General features: G+C 56.3%; 33 protein-coding genes. All 33 read right to left on the reverse strand.

Going from position 1 to position 17549, the window contains the following annotated elements; genetic code table 11:
- Positions 1–27 precede the first annotated feature (27 nt).
- The 33 genes from EXR70_03020 to EXR70_03180 all read right to left on the reverse strand — a co-directional run bounded on the left by EXR70_03020 (position 28) and on the right by EXR70_03180 (position 17516).
- Positions 28–564: an RNA 2'-phosphotransferase gene (locus EXR70_03020; protein ID MSP37454.1), complete on the reverse strand. Its 537-nt coding sequence runs from the start codon at positions 562–564 to the stop codon at positions 28–30.
- 10 nt (positions 565–574) lie between these two features.
- Entirely contained in the window at positions 575–1453 is an 879-nt protein-coding gene (locus EXR70_03025) for an NAD(P)-dependent oxidoreductase (GenBank protein MSP37455.1), read from the reverse strand.
- A gap of 33 nt (positions 1454–1486) precedes the next feature.
- A complete protein-coding gene (locus EXR70_03030) occupies positions 1487–1870 on the reverse strand; it encodes a hypothetical protein (GenBank protein MSP37456.1) in 384 nt (127 codons plus the stop codon).
- 150 nt (positions 1871–2020) lie between these two features.
- Positions 2021–2407, reverse strand: a complete 387-nt coding sequence (locus tag EXR70_03035) for a prepilin-type N-terminal cleavage/methylation domain-containing protein (protein ID MSP37457.1) — start codon at positions 2405–2407, stop codon at positions 2021–2023.
- A 366-nt stretch (positions 2408–2773) separates the two neighbouring features.
- On the reverse strand, positions 2774–3223 hold the full coding sequence (locus EXR70_03040) for a 50S ribosomal protein L17 (GenBank protein ID MSP37458.1): 450 nt from the start codon (positions 3221–3223) through the stop codon (positions 2774–2776).
- A gap of 9 nt (positions 3224–3232) precedes the next feature.
- Positions 3233–4246: a DNA-directed RNA polymerase subunit alpha gene (locus EXR70_03045; protein MSP37459.1), complete on the reverse strand. Its 1014-nt coding sequence runs from the start codon at positions 4244–4246 to the stop codon at positions 3233–3235.
- Positions 4247–4277: 31 nt separating this feature from the next.
- Entirely contained in the window at positions 4278–4904 is a 627-nt protein-coding gene (locus EXR70_03050; GenBank protein MSP37460.1) for a 30S ribosomal protein S4, read from the reverse strand.
- 21 nt (positions 4905–4925) lie between these two features.
- Complete coding sequence (locus EXR70_03055; protein MSP37461.1) at positions 4926–5354, reverse strand: 30S ribosomal protein S11; 429 nt, start codon at positions 5352–5354, stop codon at positions 4926–4928.
- A gap of 32 nt (positions 5355–5386) precedes the next feature.
- The gene (locus EXR70_03060) at positions 5387–5767 is read right to left on the reverse strand and encodes a 30S ribosomal protein S13 (GenBank protein MSP37462.1); all 381 of its coding nucleotides are present in this window, start codon (positions 5765–5767) and stop codon (positions 5387–5389) included.
- 66 nt (positions 5768–5833) lie between these two features.
- Positions 5834–5947, reverse strand: coding sequence for a 50S ribosomal protein L36 (locus EXR70_03065; GenBank protein ID MSP37463.1), 114 nt, complete (start codon positions 5945–5947; stop codon positions 5834–5836).
- 14 nt (positions 5948–5961) lie between these two features.
- The gene (locus tag EXR70_03070) at positions 5962–6180 is read right to left on the reverse strand and encodes a translation initiation factor IF-1 (GenBank protein MSP37464.1); all 219 of its coding nucleotides are present in this window, start codon (positions 6178–6180) and stop codon (positions 5962–5964) included.
- Positions 6181–6210: 30 nt separating this feature from the next.
- Positions 6211–6969, reverse strand: coding sequence for a type I methionyl aminopeptidase (map, locus tag EXR70_03075; GenBank protein MSP37465.1), 759 nt, complete (start codon positions 6967–6969; stop codon positions 6211–6213).
- Complete coding sequence (locus tag EXR70_03080) at positions 6966–7631, reverse strand: adenylate kinase (GenBank protein ID MSP37466.1); 666 nt, start codon at positions 7629–7631, stop codon at positions 6966–6968. Before EXR70_03080 ends, map begins: the two co-directional genes overlap by 4 nt.
- Before the next feature lie 3 nt (positions 7632–7634).
- Positions 7635–8945 carry a preprotein translocase subunit SecY gene (secY, locus tag EXR70_03085; protein ID MSP37467.1) on the reverse strand — a complete coding sequence of 437 codons (1311 nt, stop codon included), beginning with the start codon at positions 8943–8945 and terminating at the stop codon, positions 7635–7637.
- On the reverse strand, positions 8938–9390 hold the full coding sequence (locus EXR70_03090) for a 50S ribosomal protein L15 (GenBank protein ID MSP37468.1): 453 nt from the start codon (positions 9388–9390) through the stop codon (positions 8938–8940). The genes secY and EXR70_03090 overlap by 8 nt, the downstream gene beginning before the upstream one ends.
- Positions 9391–9392: 2 nt before the next feature.
- Positions 9393–9890 carry a 30S ribosomal protein S5 gene (locus EXR70_03095; GenBank protein ID MSP37469.1) on the reverse strand — a complete coding sequence of 166 codons (498 nt, stop codon included), beginning with the start codon at positions 9888–9890 and terminating at the stop codon, positions 9393–9395.
- 25 nt (positions 9891–9915) lie between these two features.
- Positions 9916–10281 carry a 50S ribosomal protein L18 gene (locus tag EXR70_03100; GenBank protein MSP37470.1) on the reverse strand — a complete coding sequence of 122 codons (366 nt, stop codon included), beginning with the start codon at positions 10279–10281 and terminating at the stop codon, positions 9916–9918.
- Between the two features lie 17 nt (positions 10282–10298).
- Positions 10299–10850 carry a 50S ribosomal protein L6 gene (locus tag EXR70_03105; GenBank protein MSP37471.1) on the reverse strand — a complete coding sequence of 184 codons (552 nt, stop codon included), beginning with the start codon at positions 10848–10850 and terminating at the stop codon, positions 10299–10301.
- An 18-nt stretch (positions 10851–10868) separates the two neighbouring features.
- The gene (locus EXR70_03110; GenBank protein MSP37472.1) at positions 10869–11273 is read right to left on the reverse strand and encodes a 30S ribosomal protein S8; all 405 of its coding nucleotides are present in this window, start codon (positions 11271–11273) and stop codon (positions 10869–10871) included.
- 14 nt (positions 11274–11287) lie between these two features.
- On the reverse strand, positions 11288–11473 hold the full coding sequence (locus EXR70_03115) for a type Z 30S ribosomal protein S14 (GenBank protein MSP37473.1): 186 nt from the start codon (positions 11471–11473) through the stop codon (positions 11288–11290).
- A 15-nt stretch (positions 11474–11488) separates the two neighbouring features.
- The gene (locus EXR70_03120) at positions 11489–12031 is read right to left on the reverse strand and encodes a 50S ribosomal protein L5 (protein MSP37474.1); all 543 of its coding nucleotides are present in this window, start codon (positions 12029–12031) and stop codon (positions 11489–11491) included.
- Between the two features lie 25 nt (positions 12032–12056).
- Positions 12057–12341, reverse strand: a complete 285-nt coding sequence (locus EXR70_03125) for a 50S ribosomal protein L24 (protein MSP37475.1) — start codon at positions 12339–12341, stop codon at positions 12057–12059.
- A 53-nt stretch (positions 12342–12394) separates the two neighbouring features.
- Entirely contained in the window at positions 12395–12763 is a 369-nt protein-coding gene (locus EXR70_03130; protein ID MSP37476.1) for a 50S ribosomal protein L14, read from the reverse strand.
- Positions 12764–12794: 31 nt separating this feature from the next.
- A complete protein-coding gene (locus EXR70_03135; protein MSP37477.1) occupies positions 12795–13082 on the reverse strand; it encodes a 30S ribosomal protein S17 in 288 nt (95 codons plus the stop codon).
- A gap of 2 nt (positions 13083–13084) precedes the next feature.
- Positions 13085–13288: a 50S ribosomal protein L29 gene (gene rpmC / locus EXR70_03140; protein MSP37478.1), complete on the reverse strand. Its 204-nt coding sequence runs from the start codon at positions 13286–13288 to the stop codon at positions 13085–13087.
- On the reverse strand, positions 13278–13703 hold the full coding sequence (locus tag EXR70_03145; protein MSP37479.1) for a 50S ribosomal protein L16: 426 nt from the start codon (positions 13701–13703) through the stop codon (positions 13278–13280). Before EXR70_03145 ends, rpmC begins: the two co-directional genes overlap by 11 nt.
- A gap of 45 nt (positions 13704–13748) precedes the next feature.
- Entirely contained in the window at positions 13749–14411 is a 663-nt protein-coding gene (locus EXR70_03150; protein MSP37480.1) for a 30S ribosomal protein S3, read from the reverse strand.
- A gap of 6 nt (positions 14412–14417) precedes the next feature.
- Positions 14418–14762, reverse strand: coding sequence for a 50S ribosomal protein L22 (locus EXR70_03155; GenBank protein ID MSP37481.1), 345 nt, complete (start codon positions 14760–14762; stop codon positions 14418–14420).
- 38 nt (positions 14763–14800) lie between these two features.
- On the reverse strand, positions 14801–15127 hold the full coding sequence (locus tag EXR70_03160) for a 30S ribosomal protein S19 (GenBank protein ID MSP37482.1): 327 nt from the start codon (positions 15125–15127) through the stop codon (positions 14801–14803).
- Positions 15128–15129: 2 nt separating this feature from the next.
- Entirely contained in the window at positions 15130–15957 is an 828-nt protein-coding gene (locus tag EXR70_03165; GenBank protein MSP37483.1) for a 50S ribosomal protein L2, read from the reverse strand.
- Positions 15958–15982: 25 nt separating this feature from the next.
- On the reverse strand, positions 15983–16273 hold the full coding sequence (locus EXR70_03170; protein ID MSP37484.1) for a 50S ribosomal protein L23: 291 nt from the start codon (positions 16271–16273) through the stop codon (positions 15983–15985).
- Positions 16270–16866, reverse strand: a complete 597-nt coding sequence (locus tag EXR70_03175; protein ID MSP37485.1) for a 50S ribosomal protein L4 — start codon at positions 16864–16866, stop codon at positions 16270–16272. The genes EXR70_03170 and EXR70_03175 overlap by 4 nt, the downstream gene beginning before the upstream one ends.
- A gap of 17 nt (positions 16867–16883) precedes the next feature.
- Positions 16884–17516 (reverse strand): 50S ribosomal protein L3, encoded by a 633-nt coding sequence (locus tag EXR70_03180; GenBank protein MSP37486.1) that lies wholly within the window; start codon positions 17514–17516, stop codon positions 16884–16886.
- Between the last annotated feature and the right edge of the window lie 33 nt (positions 17517–17549).

The raw sequence follows: 17549 nt of genomic DNA on the forward strand, positions 1-17549 counted from the left end.
TGGTGGCAAGAGGAGGCGCAGCAAGCACTAGCGCAGCGACAAAAACTTCGCGGGAACGCTCTCGACTAAGAACAGCGGCCCGGACTCGTGGAAGCGAACGCCTGCGGCGTGGGCCGCTTGAGCGTCGACAATCAGAATCGCCGGAGCGGGGTCGTGCCGTTTGGCCACCGACTCAGCCTCTTCAGCGGTCACGCTCAAGTGAACATATTGGCGGTCGCGCGGCGCGAGGCCGTTACGGAGCATCGCGTCAGCCAAATCCCGCGTTGCGCCTACGTAAAGCTGCGCCGGCGGCGCCGTGTCGGCGTTGCCAAGATCGACAGGAAAAGAATGACCGTAAGTGGCGCGCACTTTGTCGCCGCGGATCTCGAAGCGCTTTTTCTCCGCCCCGTCGATCAGCTCACGAATCTGCTCTTCGGTGACGTCGTAGAAACGCTCCTGCACCATGTCGACGACTTCTTGCCATGGCGCGAAGCCCTCGTGGTCGAAGGTCAGCGGATAATCCTTCGGCTTGTGGCGCAGGAGAAAAGTCAGAAAGCGCGACAGCCGTTCGGGTGCGAGCGCCATTGATGCCCCGCTATTTTTTCGCGCCGGTGATGAGGTCGTAGACGTTGCAGGCGATGCCGGTGGCTTCGTAGCCGTCCTGGCCGGTGGCCTGGGCGATGGAAAACATTTGATAGGCCAAAGCGACGAACGGCATCGGCACTTCCATTTCGCGCGCCATGTCGAGGCCGAAGCCGACGTCCTTGGGCATCCAAGATTTGCGCGGTTTGTATTTTTTGCTGACGATGATCTCCATGATCCGGTCGATGGCGACCGAATCCTGCTGGGAATTTTTTAGGATCGTGCGAAAGGTGTCTTCGCTGAGACCGCCCTTTTTCAACCAGGCGCAAGTCTCCGCCAGACTCAAGTGGATCACCGCAGCGAACATCGCCATAGCGTTTTTCACCAGCTTTGCGTTGCCCAGCTCGCCGACGTAAATAATCTTATTGCCCATCGCCTTGAAGATGTCCTGATGCTTGTCGAACGTGGACTTAGACCCTGACAGCCAAAGCGACAAGGTGCCGGCCGCGGCCGCCTCTTCGACGCCGCCCGCCGAGCCATCGAGAATCGTCCAACCTTTTTTAGAAAGTTCGGCATCGACGCTGACGATGGTTTTTTTGTCGATGCTGCTGAAGTCGATCCAGGTTTTCGCGCCGCTGGCCGCTTCATGCAGTCCACCCTTGCCCAAGCCAACCGCTTGCACCGCTTGATTATAAGGCAACATCGAGCAGACCACGTCGCAGGACTCCGCGATCGCCTTGGGCGAATCTTTGAATACCGCGCCTTGGGCTTCCAATCCTTGGCATTGCTCGCGGCGCAGATCGGTGATGATTAATTTATTGCCCGCCTTGAGCAAGTTGGCCGCCATGCCGCTGCCCATGCCGCCAGTGCCTATGAATCCTAGGGTTGCCATAATACCTCCGAAATATTTGATTGAAGTGACTTGCTACGAATCGACAATCCGCACACCCGCCGGCCAAAAAACCAACACCACCGTCTCGCCTACAGCCAGCGGCGTATGCACCGATTGCGGGTCCAAGAACACCAGATCGCCCTTCACATACTCGCCGGTCTCGTCGGCGATCTTGCCTTTGAGCACGAGGTAAAACTCGCCGCCGATATGTTGGTGTTTTAAGAAGGCATCGGGCGACGCGTCGGCGGCGATGCGATAGAGCACCAACTCGCGCTTGTCGGCGCGCGCCAGACGGGCCATCGATAGGCCGTTGCCGAAGTCGCGCCACTGAAACCGATCGAGCGCGGCTTCGTCGAGTTCGACGCTAACAAAATCATTCAAATTTCGGCGCAGCGCGCTGAATTCAGTTGAATCCACCGGGGTTAGATATCACGAGCGTAGGGCAAACAAAAGCAAACGACTGGACTGACCTAGTCTTTCGAAAAAAACTGCGGGTAAAAAAAGAGGGAGAATTTTCATTCTCCCTCTTGTGCCAACCCCTATGTAAAAATCTTTAGAGTTTAAGCGTTACGGACATGCCGGGCCGCCAATCGAACCGTTGACGCTGCTAAACGTCCAGGTCACACCGGTACAATTGGTATGCGACGCAGAGATCGTATAGGTACCGTTACCAGCAACGGTAGCACCGATGCTGACTCCGTTAGTGACGTTGAAGCCAGGAGGGGTACCCCTCACAAGCGTGCCGTTGAAATAGGTCGAATTCGCCGCGAAGTAAGCTTCCTGGGCGACGGCGGCGTTTCGCAGATCCGACTTAACCTGAGCCTCGTTACCGCGCTTACGGTAGGCGGCAAACTGCGGGATCGCGATGGCGGCCAAAATTCCGATGATCGCGACGACAACCAATAACTCGATCAGGGTAAAACCTGAATCGCTCTGCAAACGTAGCTTTTTCATTCGCCCTCCTTATTTCTCAGTCAAACTTGAATGAGGTTAAAGGCAAGATGGGGGCCAGAATCTCGAATCTATGACTCAGCGGTCTCGGGCGGCAATTTTGATCTGGACTTTATCAAGAGCCGTCGCGGAAAGTCCAGTTTATCGGCGACTTGTTCAAAGTGACAAGAATTTGACGAATAGCGAAATCGAGCTGAGGCTCAAAAAATCCACTAATTTGTGGAACTCGCCATTCGACCGCGGTGACAAAATTTGCCCATCGATAGCCAAAAAACCGTCACCACTATGAAGACTACCAAAAACGAAAACAGCCCGCCGGACCAAGGGTCGCGACGGGCTGTTATGATGAGTTCTCTATATTGAAAGAGCCTAGGCCGCAGCCACCTGCTCCTTTTGCTCGCGTTCGCGACGGCGTGCTCTGCGGCCTTTCTTAGCACCGCCACTGGCGCTTTCCGCCACCGCTTCCGAACCTACCAGCTCGATCTGCGCCATCTGGGCGGCGTCGCCATGGCGGAGACCGAGCTTGATGATCCGTGTATAGCCACCTGGGCGATCTTTGAAGCGCGGGCCGATGGTATCGAAAAGCTTTTTCACCACGGTTTTGTCAAAAACGATGCTCAACGCTTGGCGGCGCGCGTGCAAATCGCCGCGCTTACCGAGCGTGATCACCCGCTCGACCCAACGGCGCAACTCCTTGCACTTGGGGTCGGTGGTTTGAATCTTCTCCTCGCGCAGCAGCGCGGTGATGAGGTTGCGCATCAGCGCCCAGCGATGGCTGGAGTTACGGCTGAGCTGTCTGCCCGACTTGAGATGACGCATGATGAATCCCTATTCCTTTTCGGCATCGCGCTTGCGCGCGTCGATTTCTTCACGTGTCGGAAAATGATCGACCTTCATGCCCAGTTCTAGGCCCATTTCCCGCAGAATCTCTTTAATCTCATTGAGCGACTTATGACCGAAGTTTTTGGTCTGGAGCATCTCTTGTTCGCTCTTTTGCACCAGCTCGCCGATGTATTTGATATCGGCGTTCTGCAAACAATTTTGCGAGCGCACCGAAAACTCGAGCTCGTCGACACTGCGAAATAAATTATCGTTGAGCGGAATCGCCGGGCCGTTGTCGTTCTTTTCCGGCCGCGGCTCTTCTAGAAAATTGACGTAGATGCTCACCTGGTCTTGCAAAATCTTGGCGGCGTAGGCCATGGCGTCGTCCGGTTTGACGCTGCCGTCGGTATGAACATCGAAAACCAACCGCTCATAGTCCGTGCGTTGACCGACCCGCGCGTTGCCGACCGTGAAGTTAGCTTTCAACACCGGTGAAAACACCGCGTCGATGAAGATGGTGTCCACCGGCACCCCTTCTTCGCGATTGCGTTCCGCCGGCACATAGCCGCGTCCGAGCTTGACCGTCATTTCCATTTCCAGCTTGGCGTCCCGCGACAGGGTGGCGATTTTGTGATCGGGATTGAGAATATCCACCGCCGCCGGCCCGATGATGTCCTTGGCGTGGACAATGCCCGGCCCCTTGGCGTCGATCTTGAGAGTCTGTTGCTCGGATTCGTTGAGACGGAGCCGCACCTCTTTGAGGTTTAGAATGATGTCCGCAACGTCTTCAGTGACGCCCGGCACGGTGGAAAACTCATGCAAGATATTCTTGATCCGCACGGCGACGATTGACGCGCCCATGAGTGAAGACAGCAAAAGGCGCCTGAGCGAATTGCCGAGGGTTTGGCCAAAGCCGCGCTCGAACGGCTCGGCGTAAAACCGGCCGAAGGTCGAGGTCAAAGATTTCTCATCCACCTCCAACTGCTTTGGTTTAATCAAATCGGTCCAATGCCTGTACACTGTGGACATAGTCTCTCCCCAGATTCGAATCTTACTTCGAATACAATTCGACGATCAGCTTTTCGTTGATCGGCATCGTAATGTCGTTGCGCGACGGCAGGATTTTGATCCGGCCGCTGCAAGCGTCGCGATCGATGTCGGCCCAGTCCGGCACGCCGCGCCGTTGTGAGCCCTCCATGGCGGAAAGCACTCGGGTAATCTGCCGACTCGATTCTTTTACCGTCACGACGTCGCCGACTTTGACGGTAAAGGACGGAATGTTGACTTTTCTGCCGTTCACCAAAATATGGCCGTGGCGCACCAGCGTGCGCGCTTCGGCGCGGGAGCTGGCGAAGCCGAGACGATAGGTCACGTTGTCGAGACGCCGCTCGAGCAATACCAGCAAGGTCTCGCCGGTGATGCCTTTGGTACGCGCCGCTTCGGCGAAGGTGCGGCGAAACTGATTTTCCATCAAGCCGTACATGCGCTTGACCTTCTGCTTCTCGCGCAGCTGCAAGCTGTACTCGGAAAATTTCGGCCGCCCCTGGCCATGTTGTCCGGGAGGATAATTGCGCCGCTCGATGGCGCACTTGTCGGTGTAACAACGCTCTCCCTTAAGAAAGAGCTTGAGGTTTTCGCGCCTGCAAAGCCGGCACACGGAATCTGTGTATCTAGCCAACCTACTTTCCTCCTCTAGCGATCAAACGCGTCGGCGTTTCGGCGGACGGCAGCCGTTGTGCGGGATCGGCGTCACGTCCTTAATCAAACTGATGTTAATTCCCGCGGACTGCAGCGCCCGGAGCGCCGACTCGCGGCCCGCACCCGGCCCGCGCACGAAAATTTGCACGCTGCGCAGCCCATGATCCATGGCCTTCTTGGCGGCGCTATCGGCGGCCTGCTGAGCCGCGAACGGAGTGCCCTTGCGCGAGCCTTTGAAACCCATGGCGCCGGCGCTCGACCAAGAGATCACGTTGCCCTGATAGTCGCTGATCGTGACGATCGTATTGTTGAAAGTCGAGTGGATATGCACCACGCCTTCAGCGACGTTCTTGCGTCCGCGTTTCTTGCGCGCCGCCCGTTCGGCGGCTTTTTGTTCGGCTGTTTGTTTATCGTCCGTAGCGTCTGCCATTCTGCGCTCCTAATAATCCCGTTAATCCGTTTTTACTTCGTCGGCGCGACTTTTTTGCCGGCCACGGTCTTGCGCGGTCCCTTGCGCGTGCGCGCGTTGGTGTGGGTTCGTTGGCCGCGCACCGGCAGATTTCTCCGGTGGCGATTGCCGCGATAGGAGCCCATGTCCAAGTGGCGCTTAATATTTGCCGTCACGTCGCGCCGTAAATCTCCTTCAACCTTGATGCCCTGATCGAGAATCCCACGAATCTTGGCGATATCCTCGTCGCTCAAATCGTCGGTCTTGAGATCGAGCGAAACGCCGGATTGACGCAAAATATCCCGTGACGAATTGCGCCCGATGCCGTATATATAAGTCAGCGCAATTTCCATGCGCTTGGCTCTCGGAAGGTCGACTCCTGCGATACGTGCCATGTTCTCACTCCGTTCGAAATCTCAAATTTCAAATCTCAGATTGCAGATTCAAATTTGCAAAAAAAATTAGCCTTGGCGCTGTTTATGTTTGGTGTTTTCGCACAGCACCCGCACGACGCGCTTGCGGCGGATAACAATACACTTGTTACAAATCTTTTTTACCGAAGCTCTAACCTTCACGACGACTCCTCTGTTTAACGCTCTCGGAAAATTATCCGTCCCCGCGCCAAATCATATGGCGACAATTCAATTTTGACTTTGTCGCCGGGAAGAATTTTGATGTAATGCATGCGCATCTTACCCGAAATATGCGCCAAGACCTTATGGCCATTTTCCAGTTCCACCCGAAACATCGCATTGGGTAGGGTCTCTAACACCTTCCCCAGGACTTCAATGGCATCTTCTTTTGACATAGCTTGTCTTGCCGCGCGCGTCCCCGGTAATTACAACTGACTCAAAATATAAGGCCCGTTTTTAGTGATCGCCACCGAATGTTCGAAGTGGGCGGCTAAACTACCATCTTTAGTTACGGCCGTCCAGCCGTCGTCCTTTATCTCGACTTCGAAGGTACCCACGTTCACCATCGGCTCGATCGCTAGCACCATACCTTCTTTCAAGCGCAAACCGCGGTCCGGTTCACCGTAGTTCGGTACCGGCGGCTCCTCATGCAGCTTCTTGCCGATACCATGGCCGACAAACGCCCGCACCACTGAATAACCGGCATCCTCGGCGATTTTTTGCACCACCGAACCGAGATCGCCAAGCCGCTTGCCGTCATGCAGCTGTTCGATACCCTTGTAAAGCGACTGCTCGGTGATCTCCATCAAACGCTGCGCCTCGGCGCTCACTTTGCCAACACCGACGGTAATCGCCGAGTCGCCGTAATAACCGTCAAAGATCACGCCATAATCGAGACCGATGATATCCCCCTCATGAAGCACCCGGGTGGAAGGGATGCCATGGACAATCTCGTCGTTGACCGAGGCACAAAGGCAGTGGCGGTAAACCCGGCCAGCCACGTTGTAACCCTTGAAGGCCGGAATCGCCTTGCGCTTGAGCGTCTGTTCCTCGGCCACCGCGTCCAAGTCCAAGGTCGTTATCCCTGGCGCGATCCGCTGTCTCAGCTCTTGAAGAACCTCGGCAACCACCACATTCGCTCGCCTCATGATCTCGATTTCGCGGTCCGATTTGAGCGAAATCACAACACGACATCTCCCAAAGCTGCGATCACCCGGGTGCGAATCTGCTCGATTTCGCCGACTCCATCAATCTCCCGCAACAAACCGCGGCTGCGATAATAGTTCGCCAACGGCGCGGTTTGCGTGTCGTAAACTTGCAACCGATGGGCGATGGTCTGCTCTTTATCGTCGTCGCGCTGATAAAGCTCTCCGGCGCAACTATCGCAAACTCCGACCTGCTTGGGCGCGTTGAACGACACATGAAACATCGCGCCGCATTTACGACAGGTGCGCCGCCCCGCCAGTCTTTTGACAATAATCTCCTGAGGTACCTGAACCGACAACACGCAATTCAGATCTAGCCTCATCTTTTTAAAAATCTCATCGAGACTCTCGGCCTGGGAGATCGTTCTCGGAAAGCCGTCGAAGAGAAAACCCTTTTCACAGTCTTTCTGCTGCAAGCGCTCGGCGACTAGATTGACGATCAAACCATCCGGCACTAAAGCGCCGCTCTTAATAAATCCTGAAGCTTCTTTTCCAAGCGCCGTCTGGTCCGCGACGGCCTTCCTCAGAATGCCGCCGGTAGAAATCTGCACCGCTCCGAATTCATCTTGAAGCAGCTTAGCTTGAGTACCCTTGCCCGCCCCTGGAGGACCCAGCAATACGACACGTACAGCACCGGCCAAAATTTAGCCCTTTCTGCCGCGCAACCGCCCGCGCTTCATGAACCCCTCATAGTTGCGAGAGATCAAATGGGTTTCCATTTGCGCCACGGTATCCAACGCCACGCCGACCACGATCAGCAAGGCGGTACCGCCAAAATAAAAAGGCACGTTCAACTGCCGCACCAAAATTGTCGGCAGCAACGACACGACACAAAGATAAATCGCGCCACTCAAGGTAATACGCGCCAACACCCGCTCGACATATTCGGCGGTTTTTTGACCGGGGCGAATGCCCGGAATATAGCCGCCGGCTTTTTTCATATTCTCCGCCACGTCGCTGGGGTTGAAGACTACAGCCGTATAAAAGAACGCGAAGAAAATAATCAGCAGCACGAAAACAAAATCATGCAGCAGCGCGCCCGGCGCTAGAGCGCCGGAAACCGCCGACACCCAAGGGTGATTGGCGAACTGCGCCAAGGTCGCGGGAAAAATCAATATCGACGACGCGAAGATCGGCGGGATCACGTTAGCGGTATTGATTTTGAGCGGCAGATGAGAAGTCATGCCGCCGTACATTTTGCGCCCGACGACGCGCTTGGCGTATTGAACGGGAATACGCCTTTGACCGCGTTCGACAAAAATAATCGCCCCCACCACCAGCACACTCAAGACCAGAATAACCAGTGCGACAATCGGACCGATTTCGCCGTTGCGCATGAACTCGAAGGTAGTGGAAACCGCCGACGGCAAACGGGCGACGATACCGGCGAATATAATCAGCGAAATACCGTTGCCGATGCCGCGCTCGGTGATCTGCTCGCCGAGCCACATGATAAACGCGGTGCCGGAAGTAAGCGTGATCACGGTCATGAAGCGAAAGCTCCAGCCGGGGGTTAAAACCAAACTATGGCCGCCCGGGCCCTGGGTTCCTTCAAGACCGATACTGATCATGATCCCTTGTACGATCGACAGCACCACGGTGCCGTAGCGCGTGTATTGAGTAATCTTGCGCCGGCCAAGCTCGCCTTCTTTCGACAGTCTTTCCAAATAAGGAAACACCACCGTGAGCAATTGCAAAATGATCGACGCGCTAATGTAGGGCATGATGCCCAGAGAGAAAACCGAAAACTGCTCCAGGGCGCCGCCGGAAAATAAATTGAGAAAGCCGAACAAAGTATTTTTCTGCTGATCGAAAAACGCCGCCATCGCGAGCCGGTCGATTCCCGGCGTCGGCACATGAATGCCGAGGCGATAAACCGCCAACATCGCCAAAGCAAAAATGCCTCGACGGCGCAGCTCGGGAATGCGCGACGCGTTTTGAAAACCGCTAAGCATGAAGTGCGATCAACTCCGCCTTACCGCCGGCCGCTTCGATCTTCTCTTTCGCCTTGGCGGAAAATCCATGGGCTCGTACCGTCAAAGCCTTCGACAGCGAGCCTTCACCGAGGATTTTTACCCGGCGATTTCTGCCGCTGACAAAACCGCGCTGGGTCAACGACTCAGGAGTCGCTTCGCTGCCCGCCGCAAGCTCTTCAAGCTGGGACAGATTGACCACCGCCATCTCGTCGCGAAAAATATTGAAAAACCCGCGCTTGGGTAAACGCCGTTGCAACGGCATCTGGCCGCCTTCGAAGCCCGGTTGAACATTGCCGCCAGAGCGCGCGCCTTGACCCTTATGGCCGCGGCACGAAGTCTTGCCATGGCCGGAGCCTGGGCCTCGACCGACTCGCTTACGCTTTTTACTTGCACCGGGGGCCGGTTTTAATTCATCGAGTCTCATGATTAACGAATCTCCGCGAGGGTTTTACCGCGCCGATCGGCGATCTCTTCGGGAGAACGCAGTTCGCGCAACGCCTCGATGGTCGCCTTGACCATGTTATGGGGATTATTGGAACCGAGACATTTGGTTAAAACGTTTTGAATGCCCGAAGCTTCCACCACCGCGCGCACGCCGCCGCCGGCGATTACGCCGGTACCGTCCGAGGCCGGCTTGAGAATGACGTAACCGGCGCCGTAGCGGCCGATCACTTCGAAGGGAATCGTGCCATTGATCACCGGCACCCGAATCAAACTCTTCTTAGCCTGTTCGAGTCCTTTGCGAATCGCTTCCGGCACTTCCTTCGCCTTGCCCATGCCGTAGCCGACCACCGAGTGGCTATCGCCAACGACGATCAACGCGCTAAAGCTAAACCGGCGCCCGCCCTTAACCACCTTGGCCACCCGGGCGATGTTAACGACCTTTTCTTTTAGCTCTAATCCCTGGGGATCGATTCGTTCCAAAGTGACCTCTCGTTTCAATACTGGACTAAAATTCCAACCCGCCCTCGCGGGCGCCGTCCGCCACTGCCTTTACCCGGCCGTGGTAGAGAAAACCGTTACGGTCGAAAACTACTTGGGTAATATTTTTTTCTTTACAGGCCTTGGCCAGCGCTAAGCCGACTTGTTTGGCGGTGCCGACGCCCTTGCTCTGCTTGACCGCCTCGGCGAGCTCACCCGTGAGGGTCGAGACCGCTGCCAGTGTCTTGCCTTGATTGTCGGAAATGACTTGCGCGTAAATATGCTTATTGCTGCGAAACACACAAATCCGCGGCCGCGCATCGCTGCCGACAACTTTTTTGCGGACGCGCTCCTGACGCCGCCGCCTCGCAATATCCACTCGTTTATTCGCCATCTGTCGACCTCAATGATCTACTTTGCGCCCGCCGAGCCGACCGCCTTACCGGCTTTGCGCTTGATAAACTCTTCGCGATACTTAATGCCTTTGCCCTTATACGGTTCCGGCGGCCGCAGGCTGCGAAGCTTCGCCGCCATCTCACCGAGTAATTGGCGATCGGCGCCGCTCAGAGTAATGATGATCTGCCGTTCCACCGCCGCGGCCACGCCCTGGGGCAGAGGAAATACCACTGGATGGGAGTAGCCCAATGTCATGTGAATTTCCTGGCCCTTCACTTCGGCGCGGTAACCGACGCCGTTGATATCGAGCACCCGGCTAAAGCCGACACTCACGCCCTGCGCCATGTTGGCGATCAGCTTACGGGTCAAGCCATGGAGCGCGCGCACCTTGCGCTGCTCGTTGTCGCGTTGAACGTGAAGCGTATTGCCGTCCACCTTGACCTGCACGCCGGCGGGAATTGGTGCTTGGAGTTTTCCCTTGGGCCCTTCGAAGCGCACTGCGCCGGCGTCGACTGCAACCTTAACGCCGGCCGGGATGGTTACGGGTAGTTTTCCGATACGTGACAAATTACACCTCGATGCCGACTACCAGACCGAGCAAATCAGCTCGCCGCCGACGTTCGCTTTCTGTGCGTTACGGTCGACGAGAATTCCCTTGGGTGTCGACAAAATATTGATGCCCAAACCTTTACGAATCGGCGTCACCGTGTCGGCGCCGACGTAAACCCGCCGTCCCGGCGTGCTCATTCGCTTGATGCCGCCGATAATCGGCTTGTTCTCGCGGTCGAACTTGAGTTGAATGATCAACTCGTCGCCAAAGCCCAACGCCGCTTTCACTTTTTTCTGGTCCTTCAAGTAACCTTCGTCGATTAATACCTTGACGATGCTTTCCTTCAAACGCGACCACGGCACGGCGACCTTTTGATGGCGCGCGCTCGAGGCGTTACGAATTCGAGTCAACATGTCCGCGATTGGATCGGTCATTCCCATGATATTTTCTCCGCCTACCAACTAGCCTTGATCAGTCCGGGGATATGCCCTTTGCGCGCGTGATCGCGCAGGCAAAGCCGGCACATGCGAAAGCGCCGGTAAAAGGCTCGAGCCCGGCCGCAAAGCGGACAACGGTTGTATTCCCGCACTTTGAACTTGTTCGGCAACGCTGCCTTGATTCGCAAGCATGTTTTGGCCAATGGAGTTCTCCCTATCTACCGACTGATGAACGGCATCCCCATCAGTTTGAGCAGCAGCCGCCCTTCCTGGTCCGTCTTAGCCGTCGTCGTTAACGTTATCGTCATGCCCCGAGCCTTTTCCACCTTGTCGGCGTGGATCTCAGGAAAAATAATTTGCTCGCGCAAGCCGAGCGAATAGTTGCCCCGGCCGTCAAAGGACTTATCCGAGATGCCCTTGAAATCGCGCACCCGGGGAAGCGCCACATGAATCAACCGATCCATGAACTCATACATACGCGACCGCCGCAGGGTCACCATGACGCCGATCGGTACGCCCTCGCGCAGCTTGAAGTTGGCGATCGCCTTCTTGGCTTTGGTCACCACCGGCTTTTGGCCCGCGATGGCGGTCACCTCGACCACCGTCGCGTCGATCGCTTTGGCATTTTGCGTGGCTTCGCCGACGCCGACGTTGAGCGTGATTTTCTCCAGCCGAGGCACCTGCATGGAGTTCTTGTAACCGAACTCCTTCATCATGGCTGGCACCACGTCGCTGTCATATTTGGTTTTTAATCGTGCCATGGTCGTTTCAATCGTCCCAGTTCATTTAGTCCAACGCTTCGCTGCAGCGCCGGCAAATGCGAATTTTTTTTCCATCGGTCAAAGTTTTGTGGCCGATTCGCACCGGCGCGTTACACTTGCCGCACATGATCATGATGTTGGAAGCATCGATGCTCGCTTCCTTCTCGACGATACCGCCGGGCTGCTGCGGGCCGCGCGGCTTGGTGTGGCGCTTGACCATGTTGGTTCTCTCGATGATGACAGCATTCTCTGCCGGCATTACCCGCAGGATCTTGCCGGTTTTGCCCCGTTCCTTGCCGGCAATCACCATCACGCTGTCGTTTTTTCGAATCTGCACGAGCGGCTTCTCCCCAATCTTTTCTGCTATAAAACTTCCGGCGCCAGCGAAATGATTTTCATAAACTTCTTGCCCCGGAGTTCGCGTGCCACCGGGCCAAAAATACGCGTCCCGATAGGTTCCTTTTGATTATCGATCAAGACCGCCGAATTGACGTCGAAGCGAATATAAGTCCCGTCCGGCCGGCCGATTTCCTTCGCCGTACGCACCACCACGGCCTTGGTGACATCGCCTTTTTTAACCTTGGCATTGGGGATCGCCTCTTTCACCGCCACGACGATGATATCGCCGATGGAAGCGTACTTGCGTTTGCTGCCCCCAAGCACTTTGATGCACTGCACCCGGCGCGCGCCGGAATTATCGGCGACATCTAAATTTGTCAGCGCTTGAATCATAAATCCACCTCACCCGCCTTCACTTGAAAATCTAAGCGCGGGCCTCCGCCAACGGTGTCCCGCCCTTCGCCCGCTCGACGATTTTGCTAACCCGCCAACGCTTGTCGCGGCTGAGGGGCCGGCTTTCAACGATCACCACTCGGTCGCCGACATGACACTGGTTGGTCTCGTCATGGGCCTTAACTTTAGTGCGTCGTTTCAAGACTTTTTTATAGCGCGGATGGAGCACCCGCCGTTCGATGGAGACCACCACGGTCTTATCCATTTTGTCGCTGACCACCAAGCCGCTGCGTTCTTTTCTTAGCCCTCTGCTTTCCATGCTTAGCCTTTCTTACTCCGCAGCGCCTTCTCGCGCAGCAAGGTTTCGACTCGGGCCAAATCCCGCTTGGTCGCCTTGAGCGACATGGGATTTTCCAAACGGTTGGTGGCGCGCTTGAGGTTCAAGTGGCCGATCTCCTCGCGCAATGAATTGCGTTTCGCGGCCAAATCATCGTCGCTCAGCTCGCGCAGCTTTTTAGCTTCCATGGACCAACCCCCGTCGCTCGATCATCATCGTCGGGATCGATAATTTATGCGCCGCCAAACGGAACGCCTCTTTAGCGAGGGCGCCTTCGACGCCTTCCATTTCGAACAGGATTCGTCCCGGCTGCACCACCGCGACCCACATCTCCGTGGCGCCCTTACCTTTACCCATGCGGGTTTCGAGCGCCTTCTTGGTGAGCGGTTTGTCGGGGAAAATCCGAATCCAAACCTTGCCGCCGCGTTTGAGATAGCGGGTCAGCGCGACACGGGCCGCTTCGATCTCTCGGGCGCTCATCCAGCCGCGTCCCAACGCCTTCAAGCCGTAGTCGCCGAAGGCCAAGGTCGACCCACGATGCGCCGTGCCCCGGCGCCGGCCCTTTTGCAGCTTACGATATTTTACTTTTCTCGGTTCAAGCATGGTAATTCAATCAAATGTTGCCGTTAGCCGATCGCGACTTGCCGATCAGCCACCCATCATCGCTTTCTGCTGTTCTTCTTCGGCGGTCAAAACTTCACCGCGGAAAATCCAAACCTTGACGCCGATGATGCCGTAAGTCGTGTGCGCTTCGGCAAAACCGAAATTGACGTCGGCGCGCAATGTATGCAGCGGTACGCGTCCCTCGCGGTACCATTCGGTGCGAGCGATTTCCGAACCGCCGAGACGGCCGGCGCATTGAATCTTGACGCCCTGGGCGCCCATGCGCATGGCCCGCGACACGGTCTCTTTCATCGCCCGACGAAAGGCCACCCGCCGTTCGAGCTGCAAGGCGACATTTTCCGACGACAATTGAGCATCGAGATCGGGCCGGCGCACTTCGTGAATGTTGATGTATGTTTCCCGGTGCGTCAGCTTGGTGATCTCTTCTTTGAGCTTTTCGATTTCGGCGCCCTTCTTGCCGATGACGATGCCGGGGCGCGCGGTGTGAATGTTGATCTTGGCCTTGTTGGCCGCCCGCTCGATCTCAATGCGCGAAATGCCGGCGTGATAAAGCCGCTTTTTTAGAAAAGCCGTGATGCGAAGATCCTCGTGCAACAACTTAGGGTAGTCATGGCGCGCGAACCATTTCGAATCCCAGGTTTCGATGACGCCGAGACGAAAAAATTTTGGATGTATTTTTTGACCCATCAGCCCTTAGCTCCTATCCTCGGCTTCGTCAACGACAATCGTCACATGGCTCAAGCGTTTGCGAATGCTGGTGGCCCGGCCCTGGGCTCGCGGCATGAAACGTTTGAGCATACCGGCGCCGTCTACCTTGGCCTGCTTGACGTACAGCCGATCGACATCGACGCTTTGGGTATTCTCTGCATTGGCCACCGCCGTGCGCACGGTCTTGGCAACCATGCTCGCCGAGCGCTTGGGGATGAACTTGAGAATATTCAGCGCTTCCTCGACGCCCTTACCGCGAATCTGGTCCACCACTAAGCGAACCTTCTGCGGCGAGACCGGAATGTATTTTGTAGTCGCGCGTGTTTCCATAATCTATTCAGCTTGGTGTTATCGAATCGAGTTAATAACTATTTTTTCGCTGCCGCTGGCGCGGCCCGTGGCGCCCCACCGCTACTCTCTTTGGCGTCCGATTTACGATCCCCCGAATGAGCATAAAAAGTTCTCGTCGGGGAAAATTCGCCGAGCTTGTGGCCGACCATGTTTTCGCTGACGAACACCGGAATGAACTTGCGGCCGTTATGAACGCCGATGGTCAAACCAACCATCTCCGGCGTCACCGTCGAACGGCGCGACCAGGTGCGAATCACTTGGCGCTGGCGCGATTCCGCCATGGCGATGACTTTTTTAATCAAATGCTCGTCTATGAAAGGTCCCTTTTTAACCGAACGTGCCATGGTTAGCGGCCCTTCCTTCGTGCCACGATATATTGATCCGACGTATGGTTCTTTCTGGTCTTATATCCCTTGGTCGGCTTGCCCCAAGGAGTCATCGGATGATTGCCCTTGGAACGGCCTTCGCCGCCGCCATGAGGATGATCCACAGGGTTCTTGGCGATACCGCGGGTGGCGCCGCGAAAGCCGAGCCAACGCATGCGCCCAGCCTTACCCCAAGAAATATTTTCTTGATCGGCGTTGCCAACCTGGCCAACCGTAGCGCGGCATTCGGCCAACACTCGGCGTAACTCGCCGGAAGGCAACTTGAGCAATGCGTAGGATCCTTCTTTGGCCATCAGCTGCGCACCCAAACCGGCGCTGCGCACCATTTGCCCGCCCTTGCCGATCTTAAGTTCGACGTTGTGAATGGTCGTGCCGACGGGAATAAATTTAAGCGGCAGTGAGTTTCCCGGTTGAATATCGATGTTGTCATCGCCAGCGATCACCGTCGCGCCCACCACCAGCCGTTCGGGAGCGAGAATATAGCGCCGTTCGCCGTCGACGTAACAGAGCAGCGCGATGCGCGCCGAGCGATTGGGATCGTACTCGATCGCCTCAACCTTGGCCGGCACGTTGAGCTTGTTGCGCTTGAAATCGATCACGCGGTAAACCCGCTTATGACCGCCGCCGCGATGATCGCTGGTGACCCGGCCGGTGTTATTGCGCCCGCCACTTTTGTGCAGCGGTTCGGTCAAAGCTTTTTCCGGCTGACCCTTGGTCACTTCGTCGAAGGTCAGCCCGGTGCGAAAGCGCATGCCCGCTGAGGTCGGACGGTAAGTTCTAATTCCCATGATCCGTTCTTTCTAAATCCTTCGTCTATGCGCCGCCAAAATAATCGATCTTGTCGCCCGCTTTGAGCGTCACATAGGCCTTCTTCCAATCGGAACGGCGGCCCATGCTGCGGCCGACTCGGCGCACTTTGCCGAGATAGCGCGCCATGCGCACATCGAGGACCTTGACTTTGAACAGCGTCTCGACGGCGTGCTTGACTTCGATCTTGTTGGCGTCGGGCCGAACTTTGAATAAAAATTGATTGGCGCTCTCGGCCAATGCCGTGCCTTTTTCCGAGATCAACGGCGCTTGAATAATATCTCGCGGCCCCTTCATGCAGCCAACCTCTCTTCCATCAACTTGAGCGCGCCTTCGGTCAAGATCAAGTGTTCGTAACGCAATAGATCGTAAACATTCAAACCCGCTACGCGCAGCACTTTGATCTTCGGTAAATTGCGCGCCGAGCGTTCGATCTTGGCGTCCTCGGTAGCGACGACAATCACCGCGCTGGTAACTTTCAGCTCGGCCAACGCCTGCACCATCATCTTGGTCTTGGCCGCTTCGAGCTCGAACTTATCGACGACGATCAGTTTGCCGTCGCGGTTTTTCGTGCTCAACGCCGACAGCAAAGCTTCGCGCCGCGCGGTGCGCGGCATGCGATAGGAATAATCCCGCGGCGTCGGGCCGAATACCGTGCCGCCGCCAACCCATATAGGCGAGCGAATGCTGCCGGAACGGGCGCGACCCGTGCCCTTTTGCTTCCACGGCTTCTTGCCGCCGCCGCGCACGAACCCCTTGGTCTTAGTGGCGGCGCTGCCGGAGCGCCGATTGGCCAGCTGCATCAGCACCATTTGGTGCAGCAAGGGCGCCCGCGTCCTAGCGCCAAAAATGGTTTCATTGAGCTTCGGTTGTATAACGTGAACGTCCATCACTATTACCTTTACGATTAGCCTTTCACGGCCGGGTGCAATATCACCACACCCTGCTTGGAACCCGGCACCGCGCCGCGCACGAACAGCAAATTCTGTTCGGCACGAATGTCGACGACCAGAAGATTCTGCGTCGAGATCTGCTCGTTGCCCCAATGACCGGCCATCTTTTTTCCCTTGCGCACACGGCCGGGATAGGAACGGTTACCGATGGAGCCGCCGTGACGGAAATATTCGTGGGTACCATGAGAACCGGGAAATCCGGCAAACGACCAACGCTTGATGACGCCGGTGAAGCCGTGGCCTTTGGCAATGCCCGAGACATCGATCATGTCGCCGACTTTAAAAATATCGCCGGCGTTGATCTGCTGGCCGACTTCGTACTGCGAGACATCGTCGAGGCGAAACTCGCGCAGCACCTGAAACGCGCCCTTGCCGGCCTTGGCCATATGGCCTTGCTCGGCCTTGTTCACCCGCTGCGCCTTCTTGGTGCCGAAACCGATTTGCAGCGCCGTGTAACCGTCGGTGGCGACCTGTTTCTTTTGCACCACCACGCAGGGGCCGGCTTCCACCACCGTGACGGGAATCACATTCCCCTCGGCGTTGTAGTACTGCATCATGCCTATTTTCTTGCCAATCAGCCCTGTCATAGTAAAATTCCAAACTGCGTCAGTCGTTGAGCT

The sequence above is a fragment of the Deltaproteobacteria bacterium genome (assembly GCA_009692615.1).
In the GTDB taxonomy this organism is placed as follows: Bacteria; Desulfobacterota; Binatia; order UBA9968; family UBA9968; genus DP-20.

Bases quoted from the DNA above. Each gene is read 5' to 3' on its own strand.
- EXR70_03165 (MSP37483.1), bottom strand. From the start codon at position 15,957: ATGGGAATTAGAACTTACCGTCCGACCTCAGCGGGCATGCGCTTTCGC.
- EXR70_03150 (MSP37480.1), bottom strand. From the start codon at position 14,411: ATGGGTCAAAAAATACATCCAAAATTTTTTCGTCTCGGCGTCATCGAA.
- EXR70_03110 (MSP37472.1), bottom strand. From the start codon at position 11,273: ATGGGAATGACCGATCCAATCGCGGACATGTTGACTCGAATTCGTAAC.
- EXR70_03035 (MSP37457.1), bottom strand. From the start codon at position 2,407: ATGAAAAAGCTACGTTTGCAGAGCGATTCAGGTTTTACCCTGATCGAG.
- EXR70_03180 (MSP37486.1), bottom strand. From the start codon at position 17,516: ATGACAGGGCTGATTGGCAAGAAAATAGGCATGATGCAGTACTACAAC.
- EXR70_03120 (MSP37474.1), bottom strand. From the start codon at position 12,031: ATGGCACGATTAAAAACCAAATATGACAGCGACGTGGTGCCAGCCATG.
- EXR70_03090 (MSP37468.1), bottom strand. From the start codon at position 9,390: ATGAGACTCGATGAATTAAAACCGGCCCCCGGTGCAAGTAAAAAGCGT.
- EXR70_03125 (MSP37475.1), bottom strand. From the start codon at position 12,341: ATGGTGATTGCCGGCAAGGAACGGGGCAAAACCGGCAAGATCCTGCGG.
- EXR70_03100 (MSP37470.1), bottom strand. From the start codon at position 10,281: ATGGCGAATAAACGAGTGGATATTGCGAGGCGGCGGCGTCAGGAGCGC.
- EXR70_03130 (MSP37476.1), bottom strand. From the start codon at position 12,763: ATGATTCAAGCGCTGACAAATTTAGATGTCGCCGATAATTCCGGCGCG.
- EXR70_03160 (MSP37482.1), bottom strand. From the start codon at position 15,127: ATGGCACGTTCGGTTAAAAAGGGACCTTTCATAGACGAGCATTTGATT.
- EXR70_03170 (MSP37484.1), bottom strand. From the start codon at position 16,273: ATGAAGGGGCCGCGAGATATTATTCAAGCGCCGTTGATCTCGGAAAAA.
- EXR70_03040 (MSP37458.1), bottom strand. From the start codon at position 3,223: ATGCGTCATCTCAAGTCGGGCAGACAGCTCAGCCGTAACTCCAGCCAT.
- EXR70_03060 (MSP37462.1), bottom strand. From the start codon at position 5,767: ATGGCACGTATCGCAGGAGTCGACCTTCCGAGAGCCAAGCGCATGGAA.
- EXR70_03070 (MSP37464.1), bottom strand. From the start codon at position 6,180: ATGTCAAAAGAAGATGCCATTGAAGTCCTGGGGAAGGTGTTAGAGACC.
- secY (MSP37467.1), bottom strand. From the start codon at position 8,945: ATGCTTAGCGGTTTTCAAAACGCGTCGCGCATTCCCGAGCTGCGCCGT.
- EXR70_03135 (MSP37477.1), bottom strand. From the start codon at position 13,082: ATGGAAAGCAGAGGGCTAAGAAAAGAACGCAGCGGCTTGGTGGTCAGC.
- EXR70_03155 (MSP37481.1), bottom strand. From the start codon at position 14,762: ATGGAAACACGCGCGACTACAAAATACATTCCGGTCTCGCCGCAGAAG.
- EXR70_03145 (MSP37479.1), bottom strand. From the start codon at position 13,703: ATGCTTGAACCGAGAAAAGTAAAATATCGTAAGCTGCAAAAGGGCCGG.
- rpmC (MSP37478.1), bottom strand. From the start codon at position 13,288: ATGGAAGCTAAAAAGCTGCGCGAGCTGAGCGACGATGATTTGGCCGCG.
- EXR70_03025 (MSP37455.1), bottom strand. From the start codon at position 1,453: ATGGCAACCCTAGGATTCATAGGCACTGGCGGCATGGGCAGCGGCATG.
- EXR70_03175 (MSP37485.1), bottom strand. From the start codon at position 16,866: ATGGACGTTCACGTTATACAACCGAAGCTCAATGAAACCATTTTTGGC.
- EXR70_03020 (MSP37454.1), bottom strand. From the start codon at position 564: ATGGCGCTCGCACCCGAACGGCTGTCGCGCTTTCTGACTTTTCTCCTG.
- EXR70_03055 (MSP37461.1), bottom strand. From the start codon at position 5,354: ATGGCAGACGCTACGGACGATAAACAAACAGCCGAACAAAAAGCCGCC.